Annotated in this window: 26 protein-coding genes; 23 read left to right on the top strand and 3 right to left on the bottom strand. The window is 61.7% G+C overall.

The window, feature by feature from the left end; all coding sequences use genetic code 11:
• Positions 1–63 precede the first annotated feature (63 nt).
• The gene (locus tag NLY43_RS27690; RefSeq protein WP_023712225.1) at positions 64–405 is read right to left on the bottom strand and encodes a DUF768 domain-containing protein; all 342 of its coding nucleotides are present in this window, start codon (positions 403–405) and stop codon (positions 64–66) included.
• A gap of 188 nt (positions 406–593) precedes the next feature.
• On the opposite strand from NLY43_RS27690, the gene NLY43_RS27685 reads away from it, so the two are divergent.
• The 4 genes from NLY43_RS27685 (at position 594) to NLY43_RS27670 (ending at position 3,921) form a co-directional block, all read left to right on the top strand.
• Complete coding sequence (locus NLY43_RS27685; RefSeq protein ID WP_031202187.1) at positions 594–1,550, top strand: NAD(P)/FAD-dependent oxidoreductase; 957 nt, start codon at positions 594–596, stop codon at positions 1,548–1,550.
• A gap of 165 nt (positions 1,551–1,715) precedes the next feature.
• Positions 1,716–3,002 carry an SDR family oxidoreductase gene (locus tag NLY43_RS27680; RefSeq protein ID WP_023712227.1) on the top strand — a complete coding sequence of 429 codons (1,287 nt, stop codon included), beginning with the start codon at positions 1,716–1,718 and terminating at the stop codon, positions 3,000–3,002.
• On the top strand, positions 3,002–3,484 hold the full coding sequence (locus tag NLY43_RS27675; RefSeq protein ID WP_023691442.1) for a DUF2269 family protein: 483 nt from the start codon (positions 3,002–3,004) through the stop codon (positions 3,482–3,484). Before NLY43_RS27680 ends, NLY43_RS27675 begins: the two co-directional genes overlap by 1 nt.
• Positions 3,485–3,594: 110 nt before the next feature.
• Entirely contained in the window at positions 3,595–3,921 is a 327-nt protein-coding gene (locus NLY43_RS27670) for a low affinity iron permease family protein (protein WP_023681103.1), read from the top strand.
• Positions 3,922–4,310: 389 nt separating this feature from the next.
• On the opposite strand, the gene NLY43_RS27665 is transcribed toward NLY43_RS27670, so the two are convergent.
• Positions 4,311–4,586, bottom strand: coding sequence for a hypothetical protein (locus NLY43_RS27665; RefSeq protein WP_023667991.1), 276 nt, complete (start codon positions 4,584–4,586; stop codon positions 4,311–4,313).
• A gap of 217 nt (positions 4,587–4,803) precedes the next feature.
• Here NLY43_RS27665 and NLY43_RS27660 point away from each other — a divergent pair, with 217 nt between their 5' ends.
• The 9 genes from NLY43_RS27660 to NLY43_RS27620 all read left to right on the top strand — a co-directional run bounded on the left by NLY43_RS27660 (position 4,804) and on the right by NLY43_RS27620 (position 14,022).
• Entirely contained in the window at positions 4,804–5,910 is a 1,107-nt protein-coding gene (locus tag NLY43_RS27660; RefSeq protein ID WP_023729530.1) for an NAD-dependent epimerase/dehydratase family protein, read from the top strand.
• Positions 5,907–6,980, top strand: coding sequence for a GDP-mannose 4,6-dehydratase (locus tag NLY43_RS27655; RefSeq protein WP_023691444.1), 1,074 nt, complete (start codon positions 5,907–5,909; stop codon positions 6,978–6,980). The genes NLY43_RS27660 and NLY43_RS27655 overlap by 4 nt, the downstream gene beginning before the upstream one ends.
• The gene (locus NLY43_RS27650; protein ID WP_023712229.1) at positions 6,977–8,269 is read left to right on the top strand and encodes a TIGR04295 family B12-binding domain-containing radical SAM protein; all 1,293 of its coding nucleotides are present in this window, start codon (positions 6,977–6,979) and stop codon (positions 8,267–8,269) included. The genes NLY43_RS27655 and NLY43_RS27650 overlap by 4 nt, the downstream gene beginning before the upstream one ends.
• Complete coding sequence (locus NLY43_RS27645; protein WP_023712230.1) at positions 8,254–9,354, top strand: glycosyltransferase family 4 protein; 1,101 nt, start codon at positions 8,254–8,256, stop codon at positions 9,352–9,354. Before NLY43_RS27650 ends, NLY43_RS27645 begins: the two co-directional genes overlap by 16 nt.
• 2 nt (positions 9,355–9,356) lie before the next feature.
• On the top strand, positions 9,357–10,487 hold the full coding sequence (locus tag NLY43_RS27640) for a CgeB family protein (protein WP_023681098.1): 1,131 nt from the start codon (positions 9,357–9,359) through the stop codon (positions 10,485–10,487).
• Positions 10,484–11,578 (top strand): CgeB family protein, encoded by a 1,095-nt coding sequence (locus NLY43_RS27635; RefSeq protein WP_023667985.1) that lies wholly within the window; start codon positions 10,484–10,486, stop codon positions 11,576–11,578. Before NLY43_RS27640 ends, NLY43_RS27635 begins: the two co-directional genes overlap by 4 nt.
• Positions 11,575–12,678: a CgeB family protein gene (locus tag NLY43_RS27630; RefSeq protein ID WP_023681097.1), complete on the top strand. Its 1,104-nt coding sequence runs from the start codon at positions 11,575–11,577 to the stop codon at positions 12,676–12,678. Before NLY43_RS27635 ends, NLY43_RS27630 begins: the two co-directional genes overlap by 4 nt.
• A 23-nt stretch (positions 12,679–12,701) precedes the next feature.
• A complete protein-coding gene (locus NLY43_RS27625; protein WP_023681096.1) occupies positions 12,702–13,742 on the top strand; it encodes a UDP-glucuronic acid decarboxylase family protein in 1,041 nt (346 codons plus the stop codon).
• 94 nt (positions 13,743–13,836) lie between these two features.
• Positions 13,837–14,022 carry a hypothetical protein gene (locus NLY43_RS27620; protein WP_023667982.1) on the top strand — a complete coding sequence of 62 codons (186 nt, stop codon included), beginning with the start codon at positions 13,837–13,839 and terminating at the stop codon, positions 14,020–14,022.
• An 8-nt stretch (positions 14,023–14,030) separates the two neighbouring features.
• Here NLY43_RS27620 and NLY43_RS27615 read toward each other — a convergent pair whose 3' ends face one another.
• A complete protein-coding gene (locus tag NLY43_RS27615; RefSeq protein ID WP_245262557.1) occupies positions 14,031–15,845 on the bottom strand; it encodes a hypothetical protein in 1,815 nt (604 codons plus the stop codon).
• 85 nt (positions 15,846–15,930) lie between these two features.
• Between NLY43_RS27615 and NLY43_RS27610 the strand changes: the two genes are divergently transcribed.
• The 10 genes from NLY43_RS27610 (at position 15,931) to NLY43_RS27565 (ending at position 24,584) form a co-directional block, all read left to right on the top strand.
• Positions 15,931–17,034: an inositol-3-phosphate synthase gene (locus NLY43_RS27610; RefSeq protein WP_023681094.1), complete on the top strand. Its 1,104-nt coding sequence runs from the start codon at positions 15,931–15,933 to the stop codon at positions 17,032–17,034.
• Complete coding sequence (locus tag NLY43_RS27605; protein ID WP_023667978.1) at positions 17,031–17,627, top strand: histidine phosphatase family protein; 597 nt, start codon at positions 17,031–17,033, stop codon at positions 17,625–17,627. The genes NLY43_RS27610 and NLY43_RS27605 overlap by 4 nt, the downstream gene beginning before the upstream one ends.
• 14 nt (positions 17,628–17,641) lie before the next feature.
• Positions 17,642–18,742, top strand: a complete 1,101-nt coding sequence (locus NLY43_RS27600) for a CgeB family protein (RefSeq protein WP_023687793.1) — start codon at positions 17,642–17,644, stop codon at positions 18,740–18,742.
• The gene (locus NLY43_RS27595) at positions 18,742–19,545 is read left to right on the top strand and encodes a sugar phosphate nucleotidyltransferase (RefSeq protein ID WP_023712232.1); all 804 of its coding nucleotides are present in this window, start codon (positions 18,742–18,744) and stop codon (positions 19,543–19,545) included. The genes NLY43_RS27600 and NLY43_RS27595 overlap by 1 nt, the downstream gene beginning before the upstream one ends.
• Before the next feature lie 3 nt (positions 19,546–19,548).
• The gene (locus NLY43_RS27590; RefSeq protein ID WP_023687791.1) at positions 19,549–20,310 is read left to right on the top strand and encodes a TIGR04290 family methyltransferase; all 762 of its coding nucleotides are present in this window, start codon (positions 19,549–19,551) and stop codon (positions 20,308–20,310) included.
• A complete protein-coding gene (locus tag NLY43_RS27585) occupies positions 20,303–21,235 on the top strand; it encodes a glycoside hydrolase 5 family protein (protein ID WP_023712233.1) in 933 nt (310 codons plus the stop codon). Before NLY43_RS27590 ends, NLY43_RS27585 begins: the two co-directional genes overlap by 8 nt.
• 36 nt (positions 21,236–21,271) lie before the next feature.
• Positions 21,272–22,399, top strand: a complete 1,128-nt coding sequence (locus NLY43_RS27580) for a glycosyltransferase family 4 protein (protein ID WP_031199535.1) — start codon at positions 21,272–21,274, stop codon at positions 22,397–22,399.
• A gap of 8 nt (positions 22,400–22,407) precedes the next feature.
• Entirely contained in the window at positions 22,408–23,385 is a 978-nt protein-coding gene (locus NLY43_RS27575; protein WP_023712235.1) for a GNAT family N-acetyltransferase, read from the top strand.
• Complete coding sequence (locus NLY43_RS27570; RefSeq protein WP_245267885.1) at positions 23,285–24,292, top strand: class I SAM-dependent methyltransferase; 1,008 nt, start codon at positions 23,285–23,287, stop codon at positions 24,290–24,292. The genes NLY43_RS27575 and NLY43_RS27570 overlap by 101 nt, the downstream gene beginning before the upstream one ends.
• Positions 24,293–24,365: 73 nt before the next feature.
• Positions 24,366–24,584: a hypothetical protein gene (locus NLY43_RS27565; protein WP_023741848.1), complete on the top strand. Its 219-nt coding sequence runs from the start codon at positions 24,366–24,368 to the stop codon at positions 24,582–24,584.
• Positions 24,585–24,625 lie beyond the last annotated feature (41 nt).

Genomic DNA, 24,625 nt, shown 5'->3' with positions numbered 1-24,625 from the left:
GTTTTTCAGCTCGTATGGCAGCCCGGGGGGCTTGTTCAGGCGAACAGAAGAAGGTGTCAGGGGCTACGGTCCGCTCTTGGCATCATCGACCTCCAACGCGTCCATTACAGGTGCCGGATCGCTCGTTTCGGAGCTCGGGCTCTGCACCCCGGACCCGGCGTTCTCGATCGCTTGCACGATAGCATCTTCGATGTTTCCGAGTTCGTCCTCCCTTACTTCACGCCCATAACCAGCCACCTCGGCATCTTGCTCGAATTGCTGAGCGAGCACCGCGACGCTGACTTCCTCTCGACCAGGAAGTGTGCCGACATTCTCCTGTAGCCAGTTTTGAAAAAACTCTCTGGTCGCGCTCATCTCAGACCACCCTTTCGCCAAACTAAGCGCGACGGTGAGCCGAAGTTCCATGATGCGTTCACTTTCCCAGTGGTGCTGTACTCACAGCGTTGGGAGCCACGAGGTTTTTGCAGGCTTGATGAGGCAGTGGCCTTTCTCTTCACGACTCGATTGGAGTTCACTCTTATTGTGCAGTGTGCATCCTGATTGCGTCCATTTCGACCCTGTGGAACAAGCTCGTTGAGTTGAAGTTAGGCCCGATGCCAAGCTTTTCGGGCGAACCAAGCTTTTCGGGCGCACAAGTTTTTGACGTTGCCATCGTCGGCGGCGGCCCCGCGGGGCTCGCTGCAGCCATGTATTTAGCCAGGTTTCTGCGTTCGGTGATCTCGCTCGACGCGGGGCATGCGCGTGCCAAGCTCATCCCAAAATCCCGTAACTGTCCCGGCTTCCCCGACGGCATCAGCGGGGAAGAACTGCTCGGCCGCCTACGAGCCCAGGCACAGCTATACGGCGCGAGCCTTGTCCATGGTTGCGTAGGCCACGCCGAAAAACGCGAGGGGTTTTTTGTTCTCACGACCACCTGCGGGATTGTCCAAGCAAGGCGCGTGATTCTGGCAACGGGCATTGTGGACAAGGCACCTCCCATTGAAAGACTGGAGGAGGCGATCGCAACCGGCATTGTCAGACTGTGCCCGGTTTGCGATGCATATGAGGCCCGGGGTAGCCGCATCGGCGTTGTTGGTCCGGAGCATCTCGCCGTCAGGGAGGCTCTGTTCCTGAAGGGATATGGCAGTCAGGTCGCCTTGCTCGCCAATAACCAGGATGATGTTTCCGAAGCTGCCCGCGGCGCCGCCTTGGCAGGCGGAGTTGAAATCTGGGACGCTGTCGATGACCTGATCCCTCGACGAACCGGGTTCGATGTCGTCATGGCCGAGGGCGCCCCGATGCGTAACATCGATGTGGTATACCCTTCGATGGGCAGCGACGTACGCTCCGAACTAGCGGTTGCTCTGGGGGCTAACTGTGACGCAGAAGGCTATGTCCTGGTCAACCGACACCTTGAGACTTCAACGCCAGGACTCTATGCCATTGGCGACGTGGCCGAGGGGCTCAATCAAATTGCTGTTGCGTTCGGAGACGCCGCCAAGGCTGCAACTCACATTCATAACGACCTCCGCGATTGCGCCGAGCCGGCGACGAACTTCCGGCGAAGTTGACCTGCAGATGCGAACGCACCGTACCGGCTCACCTTTGGCTGCGTTGATGCCCGGAACCTGTTCCACCCGGCGTGAGACTACCGGCTTCGGCTTTGCTAGAGTTGTCCCAGGCGCAGCCGCTGGGTTGATGGACGGGCACGCGCTGGCGAACGGCTGGAGGAAGGAATGAAAATTCTCGTCACCGGCGCGTCAGGTCTGATTGGAGCCGCGCTTTGCGCGCGCCTGGCCGGCGAGAGTTATGAAGTGGTTCGCGTGCTTCACCACGCAGACACTGGCGTCCACCCGGAGATCCAAACCGTTTCCCTGGATATGGCGCGGGCCTTGCGACCTCAGGACTGGATCCCCTATCTCGCCGGTGTGGACGCCGTCGTAAACTGTGCCGGCGTCCTCCAGGATAGTGCCCGGGAAAACACCCGGTATGTCCATTCTACCGGCGCCTCGGCTCTCTTCACCGCGTGTGAGCACGCAGGTGTGAATAAGGTGATCCACTTTTCTGCCATCGGGGTCGATCGCCAGCAGCCGTCCGCCTTTTCCGCCAGCAAGCTCGCCGGCGATGAGGCACTGATGGCACGTAGCCTTGACTGGGTCATCCTGCGCCCCTCCGTAGTACTGGGAAGGCCGGCCTTCGGCGCAAGTGCACTTTTTCGCGGCCTCGCGGCGTTGCCGCTCTTGCCGTTGATGCCCGACACGGGCCGTCTCCAAGTCGTCCAACTCGATGACGTGATCTCCACCGTCCTGTTCTTCCTCAAACCCGGCAGCCCATCGCACCTCACGCTGGACCTGGCTGGGCCCGAGGCACTTTCGATGAGCGAGGTCGTGGGTCGCTATCGCCGCTGGTTCGGATGGAGCAGTGCTCGGGAGTTCATCTTGCCGAATTGGGCCGCAGCTATCTTGTACAGGTTCGGGGATGCCGCGGCTCAGCTGGGCTGGCGCCCGCCGATGCGCAGCAATGCAGCAAAAGAGATTGCCCGTGGCGCTGTCGGCGATCCCCAACCCTGGATGACGGCGACCGGCATTCAACCATCAAGTCTTACATCTGCACTGCGTTTAAATCCTGCGACGGTGCAGGAGCGATGGTTCGCCGGTCTTTACTTCGTCAAGCCGGCGCTCTTTGTCATCTTGCCGCTCTTCTGGATCATGACGGGCATCATTTCCCTCACTGCCGGCTGGCGCAGCGGAGTTGATTTGCTGATTGGCACTGCCGCCGGCCCCTTGGCCGAACCGGCGGTAGTCGCCGGCGCGCTGGCTGACATCGCCGTCGGGGCGCTTATCGCCTGGCGCCCAACCAGCCGGCTTGGTCTTTTCGGCGCAATCGCGGTATCGCTTTTCTATGCGATCGCTGGGAGCATTCTGCGGCCGGATCTTTGGCTTGAGCCACTCGGTCCGTTGATCAAAATCCTCCCGATCCTCGTTCTGCATTTTGCAGCGCTGGCCATTCTGGAGGAACGCTGATGACGTACTTCGTGCTTAAATACCTGCACGTGATCGGCGCTGCTGTGCTGCTCGGAACTGGTGCCGGCATTGCTTTTTTCATGCTTTTGGCACACCGGACCGGGAATGCCGCGACGATCGCAGCTGTCGCCCGAATTGTCGTGCTGGCTGATTTCCTGTTCACGGCTACGGCCGTTGTCGCACAACCTCTGACCGGACTGGGCCTCGCTAGGGTTGCGGGGTATTCGCTGTCCGAAGGATGGATCGTTCTCTCGATCCTGCTCTACATCTTAACGGGCCTGTTCTGGCTGCCTGTCGTGTGGATGCAGATCGAGATGCGAAATCTAGCCACACAGGCCGCACTCTCCAACCAACCTCCTCCCGAGCGCTACCATCAGCTGTTCAGACGCTGGTTTGTCTTCGGCTTCCCAGCTTTCGGCGCCGTGCTCGCCATTTTCTGGCTGATGATTGCGCGCCCGGCAATCGAGTGGTCATCGTTGTAGCTGCGATCGGCAAGCACTGCGTCGTGAATTCATCCGTCGCGCCTAGCTGGCTCCTGCCGGCGCGATGCACTGCGGTCGGGAACCACGGTCACTGCCGCGAGTTCTTTCGCATGGCCAATCATCCCGTCACCGGCGTGCTTACCTCAATCGGCACATTAACCTCCCGCCCCGCGGCATTCCTGATCCTGTTGGTCTACGCAATCCTTTGGATGATCTTCGAGCGACAGACCCTGGACTGGCATGGAGCGGCTACCTTGTTTACGTGGGCCATGACGCTGTTCATCCAGCGTGCCGAGCACCGCGACACTCAGGCCATTCACGCCAAACTGGATGAGATCCTGCGATCAGACCACAATGCCTCGAACATCACGCGGATCGACGATGAAGAGCCCGAGGAAATCGAAAAACACCGCCACCGCAGGCAGCAGGACGACTGATGAGCGGCGTTTTGGTTTCACGGCAGGGCGAGTAGAGGGTTTCCAGCTTTTGGCGCCTATCCGGCCGTTGCCGCCAAAACCACCACCCTGCTAATCCTCGCTCCAACTCGGCGTTACGGCGCCCGGCGTTGATCTCTCTTCCCGCCCGGTTTCGCGTCATTCAAGGTTCTCCGTGATAAGGCCGAACTCAACGGCCTCGGGCAGCAGTTCGTCGTCGCCCTTCGCGTCACTTCTCCTCCTGCGCTCAGGGCTCCGATTCTGCTCAGGCCTTCGATCCTTGCTGCGACTGTGGTTCAGCGACCGAAGGATCGGAGCCCTCTATTGTTCCACCGCATCCAGAAAAATTTGCCCGAGAACCAGGTCAGGCAAATCGGCCGGCTCGAAGTCCGTCATTCGCCCTTCTGGTTGCGCTCGACGAACTTGTTGAAACGGCTGGTTTGTCCGTCACCAGTCTTGGACTGGTAAAGAAAGGCCAGATCGTTCTCGTCGAATATGCGGAAGAACTCATCCCATTCGACCGGCTCGAATGCTTCCTCGGGTTTGCCGAAGTCGATCCGCAGGATGCCGCCCGCGCCTTTGGTGCGAACCACTGCCGGCCGTCCATCCCGCTCCTCCGCCCATTTGCGGATTTCGTCGTGATTGGTGGTCGTTTGCGACTGGGACATTGAACTCTCCTTTGATCATCGGCGTTGCCAACATCGGGCATCGTCGGGGCTGCCGGCGTCCTAACAGCACAAGGGCGGCAATGTTCCGGCACGGCGCGGCGAGCGCGATGTGGCTGCTTCCGAACGAAGCCGGCCAAAGGAACTTTGTTGAAGCCAAGGGAACAAACCTTTTGCCGAAAAGTTCGGGTCGCCAAGATTACCTGTCTGAGGAGTGGTCGTGAAACGGATATTGGTTACAGGGGGCTGCGGCTTCATTGGCCGGCATGTCGCCCAGGAACTCATCGAGCAGGATTATTCGGTTCGCATTTTGGATGTGCTGCTGGAGCAGGTGCACGCAGGCGAAACAGTCGCCCTTCCCGCCGGGGCCGAGCTGATCAAGGGCGACATTCGGGACCGGGAGGCGGTCGCCAATGCGCTGGAAGGCGTTGACGCGGTCATTCATCTGGCCGCGGAAGTCGGCGTCGGACAGTCGATGTACGAGATCGCGCGCTATGTCGGCACCAACGATCTCGGCACCGCGACGCTGCTTGAGGCGCTGATCAAACACCCGGTCGAGCGCATTGTCGTCGCCTCATCGATGAGTGTCTATGGCGAGGGCCTCTATGCTACATCGGACGGCCGGCGCATCGACAACGCCCGGCGCAAAGCGAGCGACATCAAAAACGGGCAGTGGAATCCGCTGTCGCCGGAAGGCGAACCCCTCTCCCCCCTGCCGACGGACGAGGAAAAGCCGGTCGATCTCGCCTCTATCTATGCACTGACGAAATACGCCCAGGAACGCGCCGTGCTGATCTTCGGCGAAGCCTATGGCGTCGATGCGGTGGCGCTGCGCCTGTTCAACGTCTTCGGCGCCGGCCAGGCGTTATCGAACCCCTATACCGGCGTGTTGGCCAATTTTGCTTCGCGTCTCGCCAACGGCCAACGTCCAATGATCTTCGAGGATGGCGAACAGAAACGCGATTTCGTCCATGTGGATGACGTCGCCCGCGCCTTTCGTCTTGCGCTGCAGCAACGCCAGGCAAGGGGTCACGTCATCAACATCGGCAGCGGCCGAGCCTATGCTATCAGCGACGTCGCGCGGGTACTTGCCGAGGCCATGGGAACGCCGGACCGCTCGCCAGAGTTGCTCGGCAAGGCGCGCTCCGGGGATATCCGCAACTGCTTCGCCGATATTTCCAAGGCCCGTGAGCTGCTCGGTTTCGAGCCGAGGCAACAACTGGAGAATTCGCTCGCCGATTTCGTTTCCTGGGTGCGCAACTCGTCCGCCATCGACCGCGGCGCCGACATGAAACGCGAGCTTGAAGAACGTGGGCTGGTGTCATGAATACGCGCAATCGACGCGACGCGCCCGTCGCCATTGTCGGCGGCAGCGGCTTCATAGGATCGAACCTGGCCGACAGCCTGTTGTCGGATGGCGAGCCGGTGCTGGTGATCGACAATCTCAGCCGCCCCGGCGTCGAACAGAACCTTGAATGGCTGGCGCAGAAACACGGAAGCCGCCTCATGGTCGAAACGATTGACGTGCGCGACGCCAACGCGCTTGCGCCCGTTCTGAAGAGTTCCAAGGCGATCTTCCACCTGGCCGCGCAAACCGCCGTCACAACGAGCCTGGTCCAACCGGACGAGGATTTCGACATCAACCTTCGAGGAACGTTCAATGTCCTCGAGGCGGCGCGGCTGAGCAGTGAGTTTGTTCCGGTGGTCTTCGCCAGCACCAACAAGGTCTATGGCAGCCTGCCCGACGTCGCGGTGCGCGAGGACGGCGATCGTTACCTGCCTTGCGATGGCATCATCCAAGCGAATGGCATCGACGAGACCCACGGCCTGGATTTCTGCACGCCCTATGGCTGCTCCAAAGGCGCGGCGGACCAATATGTGCTCGACTATGCCAAATCCTACGGCATGCCGACGGCGGTGCTGCGGATGAGCTGCATTTACGGGCCGCGCCAGTTCGGAACCGAGGATCAAGGCTGGGTCGCGCACTTCCTGCTGAGTGCGCTGACGGGACGTCCAATCACCATTTACGGCGACGGCAGACAAGTGCGCGACATACTGCATGTCTCCGATGCGGTCGCCGCCTACAGGGCCACGCTCGATCGTATCGAGACGACCAAAGGCCAGGCATTCAATCTTGGCGGCGGCCCCGATAATGCGATCAGCCTGCGCATGCTGTTGAGCGAGATCCGTAGCTTGACCGGCCGTGAGCTTTCGATCCGCCATGATGGCGAACGCACCGGCGATCAGCCCTTCTTCGTCGCCGACACCCGCAAGATCAAAGCGATGCTTGGCTGGAAAGCTCGTGTTTCATGGCGCGAAGGCATTCGCGATCTCGCAGACTGGCTGCAACAACACCGGCTCCAGCCTCGCCCCGAAGTCGTGAGGTACGTCGCATGAAAATCGCCCTGGTAAACCCGTTCTGGACCTACGACGACAGCATTTATTTCGGCTGCCGCCAACCACATCTCCCGCTGGAACTCGGCTATTCGAAATCCCTGCTCGAAACAGCCGGCCATGAGGTGTTGATGCTGGATGGGCAATTGCAGAAGCTCGACAACTCGGACCTCTCCGAGCGTGTGGCTGATTTCGCGCCTGCAATGACGGTCGTCAGTACCGCCCCGACTTATCTGTTCTGGCGCTGCGCACCACCCGAGTTGCGCGTGCCGGCCGATTTCCTCAACCGTCTCGCCGGGCGCGGTGGACGCACAGTCGCGGTCGGGCCGCATGGCTCGGCTACGCCCGCGCCAACCTTGCGCAAGCTTGGCGTCGACATTGTTGTGCGCGGCGAATGCGAGGAAATCGTCGCGGAACTTGCCCGGCGCGACGACTGGAGCGCGGTCCCCTCGACCGCTTACCTGCGCGACGCCAAGGTGGTTTTGAACGGCGGCGTCCACGCCAGCTCGTTTGTCGATCATCCGCCACTCCAATGGCCATCAGACTGGATCGCAGCCCATTCGCATCACCATCACAGGTTCGATGACAAGCAGGTTGGGTTCGGCGCGGAGGTCGAAGCATCGCGCGGCTGCCCCTACAATTGCAGCTTCTGCGCCAAGATCGATTTCCGCGATGCCTATCGCCGCCGCAACCACGAGGCGGTCATAGCGGAAATCGATCGGCTGATTGCCCAGGGCGTCGGCTACATTTATTTCATCGATGAAATCTTCCTGCCGCAAAAAGCGCTGCTGGAAGCGTTGATCCATCGCGACGTGAAGTTCGGTGTGCAGACCCGCATCGACCTTTGGAAGCCCGAGCTGCTGGAATTGCTTGGTGCGGCCGGCTGCGTCTCCATCGAGGCCGGTCTCGAAAGCCTGACCGTGGAAGGTCGTGCGATGCTCGCGAAGCGCTGCCGGCTGGGTACCGAGGAACTCGCCGCGCTGCTCGTCAATGCCAGGCGTCACGTTCCATTCGTACAGGCCAATCTGATCGGCGTCGTCGAGGATGACCCTGCCCTCGTCGATTACTGGCGAACGCACCTCATCGACAACGGCGTGTGGGCCAATGAACCCGTACCGCTTTATCCATATCCGAGTTCGCCAAGCTATCGCGAGCTTTGGGGCGAACCCGACGACCTCGCCTGGGAGCGCGCCCATGATCACTATCTCGCATCATTCCAGAAGTTCAGCGATATCCAGGAAAGGCGCCCGCGTCCGCTGGCGGAACTGGAGGCGACATGTTGCGGACACTGACGCCGCGCTCGCGGCGCATCCTGATGACGGTCGATGCCGTGGGCGGCGTGTGGCGCTATGCGCTCGACCTGGCCAGGGAACTTGTCAACGGCGGCGATAGCGTGGTGCTTGCCGGTCTCGGTCCGCCACCGTCCAGGCAGCAGGCCGACGAGGCGGAGGCTTTCGCGAAGCTGATCTGGCTGAACACGCCGCCGGATTGGATGACCCGCAACGGCGGTGATCTCGACGCGCTGCCGCGAGAGTTGCATGCGCCCATGCGCGACCACGCCATCGACCTTGTCCATTTCAACGCGCCTTCGCAGGCGGCGGGATTCGACGCGCCATGCCCGGTCGTGGTGGTCTCCCATTCCTGCGTGACGACTTGGTTCCATGCGGTCAGAGGACAGGCGGCGGATGGCGCATGGGCCTGGCAGAAGGAGCGCAACAGACGCGGCATGGATCGGGCCGACGCGGTCATCGCGCCGAGCCGCAGCCATGCCGACATGCTAGAGACCTGCTACGGCCCGATCGCGCGCTTGAGTGTGGTCAGAAATGGTGCCCGTCCTCTGCCGAAGGCCGAAAAGCATCAACCGCTCGTCTTCGCCGCTGCCCGCTGGTGGGACGAGGGCAAAAATGCGGCGGTGGTCGATCAGGCGGCGTCCCTGACGCGATGGCCTCTGTTTGCCGCCGGGTCGACGAACGGTCCAAACGGCGAGCATGTCAGCTTCAGCCATGCTGTTCCTCTGGGAGCAGTGCCGTCCGATGAGGTGCGTTCGTTGATGGCTCGCGCGGGTATTTTCGTATCGCCATCGCTCTACGAGCCATTCGGCCTGGCCGCGCTGGAAGCCGCCATGTCGGCTACGCCCCTGGTGCTTTCCGATATCGCCACCTATCGCGAACTATGGGACGGGGCCGCGATATTCTTTGACGCGCGCGATCCGCACGATCTCGCTGCCTGCCTCAACCGTCTCTCCAGCGATGCCGAGCTCCGGCGAGAGCTTGGCCAGACAGCCATCCGACGCAGCCGCAGGTTTAGGCTGACAAAGCAGACAGCGGCTATGCGCGGCGTCTACGACAAAGCGGCCTTAGCGATGGCGGAGCGCTGATCATGCGCTTTGTGTTTTACACCCACTCGGTCGTTTCCGACTGGAACCATGGCAATGCCCATTTCCTGCGCGGCGTGATGCGAGAGCTGGTCCAGCGCCGGCATCAGACTATTGCGCTGGAGCCGGCGAATGGCTGGAGCCGGTCGAATCTGCTGGCTGAGAAGGGGTCGTTCGCCATCGAACGCTTCCGCAAGGATTTTCCCGAACTGATGCCGGTGACCTACGACGCCGGATTTGATCACGAAGCCTGGATTGCCGAGGCCGACGTTGTGATCGTTCATGAGTGGACGGATCCGGAGCTTGTCGCACGTATTGGCCGTGCCCGGGCCGCCGGCGGCAACTTCATCCTTCTTTTTCACGACACCCACCACCGGGCCGTGTCTGCGACCGAGGCACTCTCGGCGCTCCGGCTGGAGCACTATGACGGCGTTCTCGCCTTTGGCGAAACCTTGCGCGAGAGCTATCTGCGCGCCGGCTGGGGCAAGCGCGTCTTCACTTGGCATGAAGCGGCGGACGATCGCCTGTTCAAGCCGCACCCGGAGATCCACCCCACCTCCGATCTGGTCTGGATCGGCAACTGGGGCGATGATGAGCGGACCGCCGAACTCAAGGAGTTTCTGATCGAGCCGGTGCACGATCTCGGCCTTGATGCCGCTGTTCACGGCGTACGCTACCCCAAGACCGCACTTGCGGATCTGGCCACCGCAGGACTGCGCTATGAGGGGTGGATCGCCAATGCCGACGTGCCGAAGGCCTTCGCCGCGCATCGTGTCACCGTTCACGTTCCACGGCGCCCCTATCGCGAGAGGTTGCCCGGAATCCCGACGATCCGCATGTTCGAGGCACTCGCCTGCGGCATTCCGCTGATTTCAGCGCCATGGTCCGATGTCGAGCAGCTTTTCAGGCCCGGTGTCGACTTCCTGTTTGCCGAGAATGGCTCGCAAATGCGGCAACAGCTTCGGACGGTGTTGTCCGACGAGGACTTTGCGGCCTCCCTGGTGACCTCGGGTCTCGAGACCATCCGCTCGCGGCACACCTGCCGCCACCGCGTCGACGAGTTGCTCGGCGTGCTCACGCAATGCGCGAACCGACACACCGCCGTCCCGACAGCCGCAAAGGAAGCCGTCGCATGAAGATCGCATTCTATGGATCGAGCCTTTTGTCGTCCTACTGGAACGGTGCCGCGACGTACTATCGCGGTTTGCTCAAGGCACTTTCGCAATTGGGTTACGAGATCACGTTCTACGAACCCGATGTCTACGACCGGCAGAAGAACCGCGACATCGAAGCTCCCGACTGGTGCACTGTCGTCGTTTATGAGGCGACCCAGCATGCGCTGATGCAGGTCGCGGCACGTGCCGCCGGCGCCGACATCGTCGTCAAGGCGAGTGGCGTCGGTTTCGAAGACGAGGCGCTGCTTCGCGCCGTTCTCGACCACGCCCGCAGCGACGCGCTTGTCGTATTCTGGGACGTGGATGCGCCAGCCACGCTTGCCCAGTTGCGCGACGAGCCGGACCACCCGCTCCATCGTGCACTGCAGGAGATCGACCTCGTGCTGACCTATGGTGGCGGCGATCCCGTTGTCTGGGCCTATCGTGCCATGGGCGCCAAGGAGTGCGTGCCCATCTACAATGCGCTCGATCCCGAAACGCACCATCCGGTCGCCAGCAAAGCGCGTTTTGCCTGCGACCTGGCGTTCCTCGGAAACCGGCTGCCGGACCGTGAAGCGCGTGTCGAATCGTTTTTCCTCGATCCCGCCAGCCAGCTGCCGAAACAGCGTTTCCTGCTCGGAGGCTCGGGTTGGGGCGACAAGCCGCTCCCCACCAATGTAGGCTGGCTCGGCCATGTCGGCACCCGCGATCACAACGCCTTCAATGTCACCCCAAAAGCCGTGTTGAACATCAGCCGCGACAGCATGGCCGCCAACGGTTTTTCACCGGCCACGCGAGTGTTCGAGGCGGCCGGCGCGGGCGCCTGTCTCATCACGGATGCATGGCTGGGCGTGGAACTGTTCCTGAAACCAGGCGAGGAGATCCTGGTCGCGCGTGACGGCGGCGATGTCGCCGAAATAATGCGCTCGCTGACCCCCGGGCGGGCCAAGGCAATCGGCCAAGCCGCACTTCACCGCGTGCTGGCGGACCATACCTACGCGCTTCGGGCGGATGTGGCGGATGCCGTCTTCAAACGTCATTTCGAGCACGGGGCCGTGGAGGCAGCGGAATGACCAAGAAACTGGACATCGTCTTTCTCGGCCTGTCGCTGTCCTCATCCTGGGGAAACGGCCACGCCACGACTTTCCGGGGTCTTTTGAAAGGCTTGCACGGACTCGGTCACCGGGTGACTTTTCTGGAGCGCAACGTGCCCTGGTACGCCAATCACCGCGATCTGCGCGATCCGGAGTTCTGCGCCTTGCGCTACTACGAAACCACTGCGGAGCTGCAACGCGACTACGCACAGTGCCTGGAGCAGGCCGACATCATCGTCATCGGATCCTTTGTTCCAGAAGGACGCCAGGTCATCGACATCGTCGCCTCGCTTTGCAAGGGGCAGCTCTGCTTTTACGACATCGACACCCCGGTGACCCTGGCCAAGCTTTCAGCCGACGATTGCGATTATCTGAGTTCGCGGCAAATTCCGTATTTCGATGTCTATTTCTCCTTCACTGGCGGACCAACGCTCAACCATCTGGCGCAAGACTTCGGCGCGCGTCATGCCGAACCTCTCTATTGTTCGGTCGATCCAGAACGGCATCACCCGACAGGAGATCCGATCCGCTGGGATCTCGGCTATCTCGGCACCTACAGCATGGACCGGCAGACAACGCTGAACGCTCTGCTGCTCGAGCCCGCACGGCATATGCCGAACCTCCGTTTCGTCGTGGCCGGCTCCCAATATCCATCCGACATCATCTGGCCGGACAATGTCGAACGCATCGAACATTTGCCGCCAGCCGATCACGCCGCGTTCTATAGCCGTCAGCGCTACACGCTGAATGTCACACGCAGTTCCATGATCACCGCAGGATGGTCGCCCAGCGTGCGCCTGTTCGAAGCGGCGGCTTGCGGCACGCCCATCGTCAGCGACCACTGGCCAGGGCTCGACAGCTTCTTTCCCGCATCGGCGATCCACACCGCCGCGGAGACGGACGAAGTCATCGATATCCTCGTTGGCGAGTCCGAGCGCGCACGCCTGGCCATGGCCGGCCGGGCTCGCAAACTCGTCCTCGCTTCCCACACCGGTGGGGCCAGGGCTCGCGAATTCGTGGCGGCGCTGACCCAACCAACGGCGACGGCCCTCGATCTCGACATTGGAAGTGCAGCATGAACGGCAGACAGGAGAAAACAGCGATGCGACAGACAAGAAAGGCGCACAGGGCAAAGACGGTGCTTGTTGCCGGCGGCGCGGGTTTCCTCGGTTCGCATCTTTGCGAAGTATTGCTCCGCAACGGCTGGCGCGTGATCTGCGTCGACAATTTTCTGACCGGGCGCATGGAAAACATCATCTCGATCATGGACCGGCCGGGTTTCCGGTTGATCGAGCAGGACATCTGCCGGCCATTGGATCTCGGCGAGCCCGTGGATCACATCTTCAACCTGGCCTGCGCCGCCTCACCGCCGCGTTATCAGGCCGACCCGATACACACCACGCGTACCTGCGTGATCGGAACCCTCAACCTGCTCGAACTCGCTGTCCGCAATGACGCGCGACTGCTGCAGGCCTCGACGAGCGAAGTGTATGGCGATCCGGAACAACACCCGCAAAGGGAGGATTATGTCGGCCATGTGAACTGCACCGGCCCACGCGCCTGCTACGACGAGGGCAAGCGCACCGCCGAAACGCTTTGCTTCGACTATCTAAGGGCCGGCAAGGCCGACGTCCGCGTCGCGCGCATCTTCAACACCTACGGTCCGAGAATGGATCCGGCCGACGGTCGCATCGTCTCGAATTTGATCATGCAGGCGCTCGAGAAGCGTCCGCTGACGATATTCGGCGACGGCCAGCAGACGCGATCCTTCTGCTATGTCTCCGACTTGATTGATGGATTGATGCGCCTGATGAACATCGACCCCAATCCGGGCAAGCCGGTCAATCTGGGCAATCCCGGAGAATTCACCATCGTGCGACTGGCGGCATTGGTGAAGGCGATGACCGGCACCAAGTCGGATCTGAAATTTCTGCCCCTGCCGCAAGACGATCCTCGGCGCAGGCAGCCTGATATTTCGCGTGCGAAAACGCTGCTCGGCTGGTCGCCGAGAGTGCCGCTCAACGAAGGGCTCAAGCTGACGATCGATTATTTCGCGGCGCTCGAAGGCACCGGCATCGGCGATCAGATGACAGGCCTTGCCAAAAGGAGACCCGCAGGCGGGCTGCAGAACCTTCCTGCATGACGCGGGCCGCGGACGGACCTGCCCGGAGATCGTTCGGAACATCCATCCAACCTTGTAGTTTGGCGGGAGGGACCCGATACGGAGGATCATCCTCATGCAACCCAAGCGACCCGCGAAGGATGTCGACAAGATTGCCGAACGCGAGGCGGCTGCCTATCTGCGGCGCTCCTCGATCACCTATCTCGAGTGCTGCGTCAGCCTGATGATGACGCATCTGCAGCGCGAGGAAGTGGCCGCTATTCTCGAGCAGGAAGCAGACATGCTACGAAGGCTGGATTGATCGAAACGCTACACCTGAGATTCGTCCAGGAATCGTATCAGCCCCGCCCTGTATCGGTCTCCGGTCGCGGCCAGCCTTGCTTTTTCCTGGCCATTTTCGGATTGCGCAGCCGTGCTCCAGAGCCCGATTTGGAACGCCAAATAGCAGGGTTCGAAAAAATCGATGTGGCCATTGTCAATATCGAGCCCCATCCCCTCGACCAATGTCGTCACATCGCTGTCGGACAGTCCATATTCGACACGGGCGCCGGCAATGTCCCACTCTATCGGCTGGCAGCCAATCAAATCGTGTGCCCGGCAATGGTCGACGGCATCTGTCTTGACCACCGAGCCGTCGGCACAAACGAGAAACTCCCACGCGTGAAGCTTTCCGTCGATTTCCACCGGCTGCAGAACATGCGCAGGGGTTTTTTTCGAGAGCCAGCCGCGCAACGTCGCCGCTCGGTTCTCGCCCAGAGCTTCAGATGTATTGAAAACAGCCATTTCCGTGAGTGCGAGCAATGATGCACCCGGTTCGCAGGTTCGGAGATTGAGCGCCCGCCAGGTTAGATAGCGCGCCAACTCCGCGACCAGCCTTCCTCTTGGCAGCGGCGCCTGGTCCATCGTGGTGCCGTCAATCCACCGTTCGACCAGAAAGCCGTGGCAAAGCCCGACCACTTGCGATCCGAACCCGGCTTTCCCCAACATTTCCGCGGCTCGTCTCTTACGCCGTCCGGTTTCGCCGAGGCCGGCGAATTTGACGAGCCAGCGACCACACCCCGCGGACGCCAGGAATTTACGCCGCTCGATGCCGCGCGGGCTCGGCGGCCAATGCTTTTCGTCGACGTAGTGGACGCTCCTCCATTCGCCACCAGACAGTTCGGTCAGGCGTAATTCGGGGCTGCCGACCGCCTCGGCCACCCATTCGCTAAGCGTGGGAATGTTCGAGCTTTCGGGGAAGGTGCATTCGAGCGCCGTCGCCACATGTTTCGGACAGCGCGACCATGTCTCCCTGGCCTCCCGTGACGCTTCGATGCCCGGGTCGCCAGGATGGCTGGGAAACAGGTGAATGCGGTCCATACCAATACCCAGTTCCCGCAGCCACGCGACGACGGCGTGCATCGAACTGCCGGACAGACCGGGACCTTCGTCTACAACGGCGAAGCGTGCCGATGGATTGTTCTTCCAGGAAGCGATCGAGCGCGGATCGGCATTGATGTGCCTGCGGAAAGGATGGCCGACCGGACGAACGCTGAACGGCGCCGGCGCGCCAATCGCGGCAGCCACTATGGCGGCAAGCCCCAGGCCGATGCTGCGGATGCCGATCACGCATGTGTTCGCATCGAGACCTGACTCCTGCGCCGCTCCCAAATAGCTTTCGGGATAAAGCGCGTAATGCGCGTAACCCTCGGCAGAACCGGTCAGAACCTCAGCCTCGCAATCCAACCCGTCCAGCAGTTGGAGAAGTCCCGGCTCGATGCCACCGCCCACGGCGAAACCGCTTCGCCACGACTTCGCCACCTCTGCCGCAAGACCAACCAGCAATCTGGCGCCTTGCTGTTGCCGCGGCGAAAAGATGTCGATGCCCCTGTTCTCGAAATCGACATCGGCAAGCGCGCGAACCAGTTCCGATACGCTGATGAATAGGCCGACCAACGCGGCATGGCGTCGGACGCCATGAGCCATGCGGTCCAGACTTTGAGCAATTTCGCTCGCAGCATCGCGAAGCCGTTCTGCGCTCTGCCTCCGCTTCTGGTCGCCGTAAACAATCATCGATCGGTTTTCCAATGCTTCGCCTTGCGGCAACGCAGCGAGCGCTGCTTCGATCCATGCTGTCTTGCGCAATTTTTCGGCAGGCCAAGGAACATTCCGGCACGCTGGTGGTTCGGCTGCAGGAACTTACCTTTGAACAGCATAGGGCGGCAGTTTCGTGGGATCGAAAAAGGTTCGTGTCGGTATCGTCGGGGTCGGCAATTGCGCATCCTCCCTGGTGCAGGGCCTCTCCTATTATCGTCACGCAAAAAGCAACGAACCAATCCCAGGGCTGATGCATGCCGACCTCGGCGGTTACCATGTCGACGACATCGAGATTGTCTGCGCATTCGACGTCGCCAGGAGCAAGGTTGGCCTCGACGTCGCTGAAGCAATCTACGCCGCCCCGAACAACACGTTCCGCTTTGCCGATGCGGCGGCAAACGGCGTTCGCGTCGAGCGCGGACCGACACTTGACGGCATCGGAAAATACTTGCGCGACGAAATCGAGGAGGCGCCGGAGCCGGTTGCCGACGTCAGCGAAATCCTGCGCAACAGCGGCGCCGACGTGCTGGTCTCTTACCTGCCGGTGGGCTCCGAGGAGGCGACGCGCTTCTACGCCGAATGCGCGCTCGAGGCCGGCTGCGCCTTCGTCAACTGCATACCCGTTTTCATCGCCTCACGTCCGGAATGGCGCCGGCGCTTCGAGCAGCGAGGGCTGCCGCTGGTCGGCGATGATATCAAGAGCCAGGTCGGGGCGACCATCGTTCACCGCCTGCTGGCCAATCTCTTCCGCGAGCGCGGCGTGCGCATCGATCGCACTTATCAGCTGAATTTCGGCGGCAACACCGACTTCCTCAACATGCTGGAACGCGAGCGGCTGGAATCAAAGAAGATTTCCAAGACCCAGTCCGTGGCCAGCCAGTTCGATGTTCCCCTGGAGCCGGGCAATATTCATGTCGGACCCAGCGACCACGTACCGTGGCTGACCGATCGCAAATGGGCCTATATCCGGGTGGAAGGGACGACCTTCGGCGGCGTGCCGCTCAACGCCGAACTCAAGCTGGAAGTCTGGGATTCTCCAAATTCAGCCGGCGTGGTGATCGATGCGATACGCTGCGCCAAGCTTGCGCTCGATCGTGGCATAGCGGGAGCACTGACCGGCCCCTGCAGCTATTTCATGAAGTCGCCTCCCGAACAGTTCACCGACGCCGAAGCGCGGCAGCGCACGCTCGCTTTCATCGCCGGCAAGGACGAGCCTTTGCTGGATGCCGCGGAATGACGACAACGTTCTTTTTGATCCGTCATGCAGCGCACGACAATGTCGGCTCCTATCTTGCAGGACGGATGGACGGCGTTTGCCTTGGCGAGGCTGGGAAGGCGCAGGCCGCGCATCTTGGTGGCCGCATGGCCCGGGAGCCGATTGAAGCCATCTTGTGCAGCCCGCGTGAGCGTACGCAAGAGACGGCCGTGCCGATCGCGCTTGCCTGCGGCGTCGGCGAAATCGCGATCTGCGCCGAACTCGACGAGATCGATTTCGGCGATTGGTCGGGAAAGACTTTCGACGAGTTGAATGGCGATGCCGGTTGGCGGGCGTGGAACGACCAGCGGCAGGAGGCCAGGACACCGAGCGGCGAGACCATGCTGGATGTCCAGGAGCGGATCGTCGCACTGATGAACGCAGTGCGCGAGCGGCATCCGAATCAGTGTGTCGCCCTGGTCAGCCACGCCGACGTGATCAAAGCCGCCGTCTGCAAGGTGCTTGGCTTGCCGGTCGGCGACTGCTTCCGCTTCGACATCGATCCAGCCTCGATCACGACGATCGTGTCGGGTGACTGGGGCTCCAAGCTCCTGCGAATGAACGAAGCTGCCTGACGAGGACTTTCCGGATGCAGATGGTCATTTTCGGTCTCACCGTTACATCATCATGGGGCAACGGCCATGCCACGCTCTGGCGGGGACTGATCCGCGCCCTGGGTCGGCTGGGATGGTCCATCACCTTCTTCGAACGCGATACCCCCTACTATGCCGGGACGCGTGATCTCGATCGGCTCGATGGCGGCAACGTCGTCATTTATCCGGACTGGGAAGACATCCGTCGCGTTGCGGAGCGGGCAATGAAGCAAGCGGATGTCGTCGTCGTCACTTCCTACTGTGCCGACGCCGTGGAGGCCTCGCGGCTGGCGCAGCAGACAGGTCGCGGATTGCGTGTCTTCTACGATCTCGACACTCCGGTCACGCTTGCCCGCATCGAGCAAGGCGAGCGTCCGCCCTATTTCGGACCTGAGGGTCTTGCCGATTTCGACCTCGTTTTGAGTTACACCGGCGGCTCGGCGATCGAGGCGCTTAAGTCGGTTTTAGGCGCGCGTCACGTGGTACCTCTCTATGGGCATGTCGATCCCGACCAACACCGGCCGGCAGAGAAGCGGGCCGAATTCGCCGGTGATCTGTCCTATCTCGGAACTTACGCGGCGGATCGCCAGGCCGGCGTCGAAAAGCTGCTGGTCCGCCCGGCCGCGCGCCTGCCTGACCACCGCTTCATCATTGGCGGCGCGCAATATCCGCAGGAATTCCCATGGAGCGACAACATCTTCTTTGTCAGGCATCTTCCGCCAGCCGACCATCCGGCTTTCTTCTCATCATCTCGCCTGACACTGAACGTCACCCGGGAGGCGATGGCGCAAAAGGGCTGGTGCCCGTCGGGACGGCTCTTCGAAGCGGCCGCGTGTGGGGCTGCCATCGTCACCGATGCATGGCCGGGCCTAGCCGAATTTTTCGAACCCGGCCGCGAAATATTGTTGGCGCATGACACCGATGATGTGGTCGCCGCATTGCAATTGCCGGAGTGCGAGCTCGACGGCATTCGAAGGCGTGCCCGCGACCGGGTCTTGGGCGAACACACTTCCGCACGGCGCGCGGCGGAACTGGATCGCATCCTGAACGATGCCTTTCAAAGATCTCCCGGCGAACCGATGAGGGAAGCGGTCTGATGTTGGGCATCGTACCCGCTGCCGGGCGCGGCAGCCGCATTCAGCCGCTCGGCTTCTCGAAAGAGCTGCTGCCGGTCGGTAGCCGGATCGATGGACAGACCGAGCGTCCCTGCGCCGTGAGCGAGTATCTGGTACGGCGCATGGTGCAGGCCGGCGTCGACAAGATTTGCTTCATCATCGGATCGGGTAAATCCGACATCCTTGAATACTACGCCGCCGGCTACGGTGACGCGGCGGCTCTCTTCGTGGTGCAGCCGAACCCCGTCGGTCTGTGCGATGCGATCTTCCGGGCGGCGCCCCTCGTCGCGCCCGACGAGGTCGTCCTGGTCGGCCTTCCCGATACGATCTGGTTTCCCGAGGACGGTTTCCGCCATTTGCCCGACGATCAGCTCTCATTTCTGCTTTTCCCGGTGGATCAGCCGGAATTCTTCGACGCCGTCGTCACCGACGTCCACGAGCGCGTGATCGAAATCCAGGTCAAGCGGCAGGATGCCGCCACGAACTGGGTTTGGGGTGCGTTCAAGATGCCGGGCCATATCCTGCATCAGCTTGCGGGACTCTGGCGTGAGCGGGAGCGCAGTGACGAATATATCGGCACTTTGGTCAACGCCTATATTGCGGCCGGCGGTACAGCTTTTGGTGTCAGGGCTGGGTCGGACTATGTCGATGTCGGCACTTTCAACGGCTATCGCACAGCGCTGCGGTTGCTTGAAAACGACGCCCCATCCGCGCACCGCCGGCCCACCATGATCATGCCCGGCGCGCAGTCGCATGTACCCGTCGTTCCTGGCGAAGGAGCCTGAGCCATGCTGCATTCCCATGCCGAAATCCGCCGCCGCATCGATGCGCTCGGCCCGTGGTTCCACAACATGGAACTTGCCGGCGTCGAAACCGCTCCCAACCATTTTCTGGGCAACTACCCGCTGATCAAATGGCGCAAATTTGCCAATGCCATTCCCGCTGATCTGACGGGCAAGGCGGTACTCGATATCGGCTGCAATGCAGGATTCTACTCCATCGAGATGAAACGGCGAGGTGCTGACCGTGTCCTCGGCATCGATTTCGATGACGCCTACCTGGCGCAAGCTCGCTTTGCCGCCGAGGTTGCCGATTGCGAGATCGAATTCCAGAAGCTTTCGGTCTACGACGTCGGCTCTCTGCGCGAGACATTCGATGTCGTGCTGTTCATGGGGGTGCTTTACCATTTGCGCCACCCCTTGCTCGCGCTCGACCTGATCCGCGAACATGTCGCCCGTGACCTGATGATCTTCCAGTCCATGCAGCGCGGCAGCGCGGATCTGCCCGAGTTGGAAGAAAACTATCATTTCTGGACGCATGACCTGTTCGACCAGCCGCAGTTTCCCAAGCTGCATTTTATCGAGCACCGCTATGCCGACGATCCCACCAACTGGTGGATTCCAAACCGCGCCTGCACCGAAGCGATGCTGCGCAGCGCCGGTTTCGAGATCGTTCTGCACCCCGAGCAGGAGGTCTATTTCTGCCGCGCAGCCGGGGACCCGGCCGGCGGCGGCGCCATCTACCCCTCGAAAGGACAGCTCCATGATTGAAGCCGCCATGATCTGGAACGAGCCCAACAACAAATCGCATTGGGACCCAGAGCTCGATCCCGATTGGAGCCGCTTTGCCAGGATGGCGGTCTTGTCGGCTGACGCAATCGCGTCGGAGAACCCGTCTTTGACGAAAGTACTCGGTGGCATCTCGCCGATAGATCCGAGCTTTATCACCCGCATGAAGGAATTCGGCGTGCTGGACCATGTCGATGCCGTCGCCGTGCACGGCTTTCCGCTCGACTGGAACCTGTGGCAGATCCACGAATGGCCACAGAAGATCGGCGAGATCGCGACCGTCACCAACCTTCCCATCTGGGTCAGCGAAGTCGGCGTATCGACCTTCGGCGCGGAAGAAATCCAGGTCTGGGGGCTCAAGCGCACCGCCGAGTTGCTGATCGGCAACGCACCACGCATCCAGTGGTACAGCCTCTACGATCTTCCGCGCGAATGGGAAGCAACGACGCGGCATCGCGAGGCGGAGGGCTCTTCTTACTATCGACATTTCCACATGGGGCTGCTGCGCCAGGACGGTACGCCAAAACCTGCGCTGGAGGAGTTCCTGCGCTACACGCCCGCAATGGGGCTGGTGCAGTGGTTTCATTTCGAGGACCCCCGGCTGGACGATGCCGTCGCCTGGATGAAGCGGCTGGGCGTCACCAATATGCGAACGGGGCTTTCCTGGGCAGACAGCTTCCGGCCGAACGCGCTGGACTGGTTCGACCGGCAGATGGAGGCACTCGCCGATTTCGACGTGACGGTCACCTTTTGCTTTACACCGCAGCATCGGGGAATGATGCCCCACCACACCAGCCCGCCACTGGCGCCGGAGGAGTTCGCGGAATTCTGCGCAACCATGATCCGCCGCTATGCGCCCGGCATGACGTCCGCTTCGCTCCCGACGCGGCGGGCCTCGGCAGCGTGAAAGTGTCATGCTGCCATGCATCAGACGCCTGACACATTGGACGAATTAGCGGCATCATCGCCAGGTGGTGCGGCATACGGGACCGAGGCGCAACCAGCCGCGGCGCTCACTGTCCTCAATGTCGCCTACCCTCTCGCGCCCGTCGGACCCGATGCTGTCGGCGGTGCCGAACAGGTTCTGTCGATGCTCGATCGGGCACTGGTTCGCGCCGGCCACCGCTCTATCGTCATTGGCTGCCACGGCTCCAGCGCGAGCGGTACCCTTGTGGAAATACCGGCTGAAGACGGCGTGCTCGACGAGGCGGCGAAGAGCCGCGCGCAGCAGGCTCATCGCAAAGCGATCGCCGCTGCCCGCGCCCGATGGCCGGTCGATGTGGTCCATCTGCACGGCATCGATTTCGATGCCTATCTGCCCGACGATGGCCCGACCCTGGTGAGCCTCCACCTGCCCTTGGACTGGTATCCGGCCGAGGCTCTGCGACCGACGCGCGACGACCTGTGGCTCCATGCGGTCTCGTCCACCCAGCAGCAAACGGCGCCACCAGGGGCCAGACTGGTGGCGCCGATTCCCAACGGCGTTGACATCGAATCATTGAACCTGGTGCAGCCGAAGCGAGACTTTGCCCTGGTTCTCAGCCGGGTCTGCCCGGAAAAGGGCATTCACCTGGCCCTGGACGCGGCCAAACAGGCGGGCGTGCCCCTGGTCATCGGCGGCAAGGTCTATCCCTACGAAACACATACGCGCTACTTTCGCGACGAGGTCCAATCCCGTCTTGATGCTCGCCGCCGCTTCCTGGGCCCGCTCGGTTTTAACGCCAAGAGGCGCTTTCTCAACGCAGCCCGCTGTCTGGTCATTCCAAGCCTCGCCGCCGAGACAAGCTCGCTTGTCGCCATGGAGGCCCTCGCCTGCGGTACCCCGGTGGTCGCATTCCCGAATGGTGCGCTTGCGGATGTCATCGAGCACGGCAGGACGGGCTTTCTCGTCAACACAGTCGACGAGATGGCCCAAGCCATTCTTGCGGCGCCCAGCCTGGACGCCGAGGCGTGCCGGGTGGAGGCGCGACGGCGGTTTTCGCTGGAACGGATGATCTCGTCGTATATGGCTGCCTATCAGGCGCTGGCACAACTTGGCACAGATTGCCGGCGCTTCGCTGCGGCACCGTGAGAAAAGCAGTGTTGCGCAGCGAAATCATCGATGACCCCGTAAAATTCGATGCCTTGACGCCGCACTGGTGGAAACTGTGGGAGCAGAGTTCCTCTGCGACGCCGTTCCAATCCCCCGCCTGGCTGGTGCCATGGTGGCGCGCATTCGCACCCGGTGAACTGGCGACAGTTGCGGTCTGGCGTGGCGGCGATCTGGTCGGGCTGGCGCCACTCTATCTCGAGCATGGAACGGCCGGTTCGAAGCTGCTTCCGGTCGGTATTTCGCTCAGTGATTATCTGGACATCCTGGCTGTCCGGGATATCGAGGCGGCGGTTGTCGCCACCATTGCCGAAACGATCTGCTCGGTCGGGTGGTCACAATGGATCTTGTCTGATCTGCCGCAAAACAGTGCCGGTCTTACGATCGCGCATCCCGGTTTAACGGTCGAGAGGCCGGTAATTCATGCAGCCTGTCCCGTGCTTGCTGTTGCCGGCGACGACACGTTGGCCGGCTGCGTTCCCGCTCGGCGCAGGCGCCAGTTGCGCCGGGCGCGCCAAGCGGCGTCCAGACGCGGCCGGCTCGCGTTGGCGTCAGCGCGGGGCGATCAGAACTTCCTGAACCAATTGATCCGCCTGCACCAGGCACGCTGGGTTGGACATGGAGGTGGTGTATTGGCCGACCCCGCCGTGCAGCACTTCCATGGGCTTTCACTTCCCTTGCTCGATGCTCACGGCCTGGTCCGATGCTGGTTGCTCGCGATCGATGGCACGACTGTCGCCGCCTATTACGGATTTCACCACCGCGGCCGCGCCTATGCCTATCTCGGCGGCCTAGATCCTGCATATGCCGAGGAGAGCCCAGGGGCGATCCTGATCGGCCACGCGATCGCGGAGTCGATCCGCGAGGATGCGCGCGAGTTCGACTTCCTGCGCGGCCAGGAGCCCTACAAATACGGCTGGGGCGCCGTTGACAGGTGGACGATGCGGAGGATCTGGACGCGGAGTTGATGTCATGAGTGTGCACGCGCAGCGCCGGACATCGGTCAGACGGGCGGTCGAAGATTGCATGGCCGATGGTGCCTGCGCCGAAGCTGTTCTCGTCAGGCTGGCGCTTCACCTGCCGCCCACAATTGAAGCGGCGGAATTGGCGGAGGTCGTGCTGAAAGTCCGTCCGGCGGATACCGGCGATGCTGAAAGACTGCGAAAGGTCGCTGGACTGCTGCGCCACAAACCGGGCGTCCTTGCCACTTTGCGAGCGACACGCGGCGCCGTTCGGCATGAACGCGGTAACGGCGAGACGGATATCGCCGTCGTCACGCGGCTGGCCTCGAGTTTTGATGCCGCGGCAGCAATTTCGACAGCCGCAAGTGTCCAGTTAGGATCCCTTGGCGATGACGAGCGGCTGACAGCCATGACCGACGAAATCGTTGAATGGCTCGAGGCGCGAGAATTCACCGGAATTGAACGAGACATTCTCGACATCGGTTGCGGCATCGGACGTTTCGAGCGCGCGCTGTTCAATTCCTTCAAGCGGATGGTCGGCATCGACATATCGTCGCGGATGATCTCTATCGCCTCCGAGCAATGCGCAACGCTCGGCAATGTCGAACTGCGCCAAACCTCCGGTCTCGATCTGGCCGACTTCGACGACGACAGTTTCGATTGCGTGTTGGCGGTCGACAGCTTTCCCTACCTGGTCCTGGCCGGCATGGCTGAGCGGCTTTTCGATGAAATTGCGCGCGTTCTCAAACGGCCGGGCCGGCTCGCATTGCTGAACTATTCTTATCGCGGATCGCTTTCTTTGGACCGGGCCGACATCGGCCGTCTTGCGCAAGCTCACCAATTGCGGGTCGTCATCGACGGCGAGAAGCCGTTTCGGTCATGGGATGGCGACGCCTTCCTGCTTGCTGGGTGAGACGGAACATTACAGCGCGATGCCGGTTCGGGCGTCGGCACCGATCGGTGTCCTGGATTCGAAGGAGGAGATCATGGCATCCGGCGGCAAAAAGCATTTCGGCCAAGGCAGCCAAGGCAAAGGTGCCGGCGCCGGCGCAATGACCACCTTGGACAAGGACAAGATCGAGGAAAACGCGGTTTTGTCCAACCGCGACAGGAAGCAGCATGGCCGAGAGCGCGGGCTGGACGGCAATCGAACCAAGTCCGATCAATTTCAGGATCACGCCGCAAACCGGTTGCTGAAGGACTGACGCCACCGCGCCGCGTCTTGCCGCGGCACGGAGGAAAAACT

This window comes from Mesorhizobium sp. C416B, from assembly GCF_030323165.1.
In the GTDB taxonomy this organism is placed as follows: Bacteria; Pseudomonadota; Alphaproteobacteria; order Rhizobiales; family Rhizobiaceae; genus Mesorhizobium.
The sequence above is the reverse complement of the archived record's forward strand: the minus strand, read 5'-3'. Positions and strand labels throughout refer to the sequence as shown.